The sequence below is a fragment of the Bradyrhizobium sp. genome, assembly GCF_016462955.1.
Taxonomy (GTDB): Bacteria; Pseudomonadota; Alphaproteobacteria; order Rhizobiales; family Xanthobacteraceae; genus Bradyrhizobium.
On sequence record NZ_JAEMSD010000713.1, the window covers coordinates 1 to 2,734 of the forward strand.

At 64.7% G+C, this 2,734-nt stretch carries 2 protein-coding genes and 1 tRNA gene; 2 read left to right on the top strand and 1 reads right to left on the bottom strand.

The features are described 5' to 3' along the window. Together JHD07_RS37270 and JHD07_RS37275 are read left to right on the top strand one after the other, a co-directional pair. Window positions 1–1,345, top strand: a 1,345-nt coding sequence (locus tag JHD07_RS37270; RefSeq protein ID WP_291631274.1) for an ABC transporter permease, incomplete at its 5' end; no start/stop codon positions are given. A gap of 2 nt (window positions 1,346–1,347) precedes the next feature. After that, window positions 1,348–2,460, top strand: coding sequence for an ABC transporter permease (locus JHD07_RS37275; RefSeq protein ID WP_291631276.1), 1,113 nt, complete (start codon window positions 1,348–1,350; stop codon window positions 2,458–2,460). A 197-nt stretch (window positions 2,461–2,657) separates the two neighbouring features. On the opposite strand, the gene JHD07_RS37280 is transcribed toward JHD07_RS37275, so the two are convergent. After that, window positions 2,658–2,734, bottom strand: a tRNA-Met gene (locus JHD07_RS37280).

A 2,734-nucleotide genomic window follows, 5' to 3' on the forward strand; every position in this document is an offset into this window, starting at 1 on the left:
CTGCGACCGGATCTCGCTGATGCATGCCGGCAAGGTGCTGACGTCGGACTCGCCCGCAGCCATCATGGCAGCGCACGGCACCCCGACGCTGGAGCAGGCCTTCATCGCCTGCCTGGAAGAGGCGATCGCAGACGCAGCAGAGCCGGCGGAACAGCAGGCTGCTGCCCCGGCGTCGACGCCGCCGGCAGTCGCCACGCCGCCCCGGCGCCGCAACGCTGCGTTCAATCCGACGCGCATGCTCGCCTATTCCCGGCGCGAGACGCTCGAGCTACGGCGTGATCCGATCCGCGCCACGCTTGCGATCATCGGCAGCGTGCTGCTGCTGTTCGTGCTCGGATACGGCATCAGCATGGATGTCGAGAACCTGACCTTCGCCGTGCTCGACCGCGACGACACCGCGATCAGCCGCGACTACAGCCTTCAGATCGCGGGCTCGCGCTATTTCACCGAAAAGCCTTCGATCACCGACTACGCCGATCTCGACCGCCGCATGCGCGCCGGCGAGATCGGTCTCGCGATCGAGCTGCCGCCCGGCTTCGGCCGCGACGTCAGCCGCGGCCGTCATGTCGAGATCGGCGCCTGGGTCGACGGCGCCAATCCGACGCGGGCCGAGACGCTGCGCTCCTACGCCCAGGCGATCCACGCGAGCTGGCTCGCGCAGAAGGGCCGCGAGCTCTATGGCGATGCGGCGATCGCCGGGTCCTATCAGCTCGCGCTGCGCTACCGCTACAATCCGGACGTCCGCAGCGTCGTCGCTATGGCGCCTGGCATCATTCCGCTGCTGCTGATCATGATCCCTGCGGTGCTCGCAGCACTCGCGGTCGTGCGCGAGAAGGAGCTCGGCTCGATCGTCAATTTTTACGTCACACCAGTGACGCGGCTGGAGTTCCTGCTCGGCACCCAGCTGCCCTATGTGGTGCTGGCCTTTGCCAACTTCCTGCTGCTGGTCGGCTTTGCGCTCACCGTCTTCCGCGTGCCTTTCACCGGTAGCTTCCCGACCTATGCGGCTGCCGCGCTGCTCTATGTCACGGCCACCACCGGCATCGGACTGGTGATCTCCTCGTTCATGAAGAGCCAGATCGCCGCGCTGTTCGGCACCGTGCTGATCACGCTGATTCCCGCGATCCAGTATTCCGGCCTGATCGATCCGGTCTCCTCGCTGCAAGGGGTGGGCAAGATGATCGGTCTTGTCTATCCGACCAGCTATTTCGTGACCATATCGCGCGGCACCTTCTCGAAGGCACTGGGATTCGACACGCTTCACAACGAGCTCTTGGCGCTCGCCGTCATGATCCCGGTGCTGGTCACCGCAGGCGCGCTGCTGCTGAAGAAACAGGCCCGCTGACCATGCGCCTTGGCAACTTGCTACAGCTCGGAATCAAGGAATTGCGCGGACTGGCGCGCGACCCGGTGCTGCTCGTGCTGATCGCATATTCCTTCACATTCGCGGTCTATGAGGGTGCCAACACGCTGCCGGAGACGTTGAACCGCGCTGCGATCGCCATCGTCGACGAAGACCATTCGCCGATCTCGACTCGCATCGGGATGGCGTTCACCGCCCCGTACTTCTCCACGCCCCGGCTGATCTCGCAATACGAGATGGACCGACGGATGGATGCCGGCCTCGACACGTTTGCCCTCGACATTCCGCCGGACTTTCAGCGCGACCTGCTGGCGCGGAAGGCGCCGACGATCCAGCTCAACGTCGACGCGACGCGCATCTCACAGGCCTTCAATGGTGGCGGTTACGTCGAGCAGATCGTCAACGCCGAGATCGCGGAGTTCCTGGCGCGCGCCCGCGAAGCTCAAACACCGCAGATCGACCTCGCGCTGCGCGCCCGTTTCAATCCGGAGCTGAAGAGGTCCTGGTTCGGCGCGATCGACCACCTCATCATGTCGATCACGATGCTCTCGATCATCCTGACCGGGGCGGCGCTGATCCGGGAGCGCGAGCACGGCACAATCGAGCACCTCCTGGTGATGCCGGTGACGCCGCTCGAGATCATGGTGAGCAAGGTCTGGTCGATGGGAGCGGTGGTGCTGGTCGCCTCGGCGCTGTCGATCGCCTTCGTCGTCAAGGGATGGCTGGCGGTCACGATCGACGGCTCGGTGGCGCTGTTCCTGGTCGGCACGGCGCTGCAGCTGTTCGCCACCACCAGCATGGGCATCTTCCTCGCCACCATCGCCGGGTCGATGCCGCAGTTCGGACTGCTGCTGATCATGATCCTGCTGCCGCTGCAGACCCTGTCGGGCAGCATGACGCCGCGGGAGAGCATGCCGCAATTCGTCCAGGACATCATGCTGGCCGCGCCCAACACGCATTTCGTGATGCTGGCGCAGGCGATCCTGTTCCGCGGTGCCGGCCTGGAGGCGGTGTGGCCGCAGCTCCTCGCGCTCGCCGTGATCGGCGGCATCTTCTTCGCGATCGCGCTGCGGCGGTTTCGGGCGTTTCTGGCGTGAGCGCGAAGGGCGACACCTGAAGAGGGCGAAAACAACCCCATGCACAGTAGCGATCCCGTTGTTTCGGCTACTGGATTTGTTCCGCCCGTCGGGCAAACGAGGAGTCGTCGCCACTCCAGCCTGCGTATTGCCCCAAAAGCAAAAACGGCCCGCATCAAGCGGGCCGTTTTCGTCTCGGATCCGGTGAAATCCGAACTTGGTTGCGGGGATAGGATTTGAACCTATGACCTTCAGGTTATGAGCCTGACGAGCTACCGGGCTGCTCCACCCCGCG